Annotated in this window: 1 pseudogene; it reads right to left on the bottom strand. The window is 63.2% G+C overall.

The features are described from left to right. Positions 1-49 precede the first annotated feature (49 nt). A pseudogene (locus EN807_RS35035) lies at positions 50-280 on the bottom strand (sarcosine oxidase subunit beta); the annotation flags it as partial.

Raw genomic sequence — 280 nt, 5'->3', positions numbered from 1 at the left:
GTACCGCAGTAGGGACATTCGATCCGTAGCATGATCTTGGGTCTCTCGGTTATTGCAGCCAGGCGAACGGGCCGACGCCGAACTCGTCGATCGTGCGTCCGGTGCGAAAGCGATCAAGGGCGTAGCCGGCACTGAGCGGATGCGCCTTTCCGGTGGCGATGGTATGCGCGAAGCACCATCCTGAGGCCGGGGTGGCCTTGAAGCCGCCATAGCACCAGCCACCGTTTAGATAGAGCCCGTCGACTGGCGTTGGGCAGATGATGGGGCTGGCGTCCGGCGT

Origin of the sequence: Mesorhizobium sp. M5C.F.Ca.ET.164.01.1.1 (assembly GCF_004792125.1) — a bacterium.
GTDB classification, from domain to species: Bacteria; Pseudomonadota; Alphaproteobacteria; order Rhizobiales; family Rhizobiaceae; genus Mesorhizobium; species Mesorhizobium wenxiniae.
The sequence above is the reverse complement of the archived record's forward strand: the minus strand, read 5'-3'. Positions and strand labels throughout refer to the sequence as shown.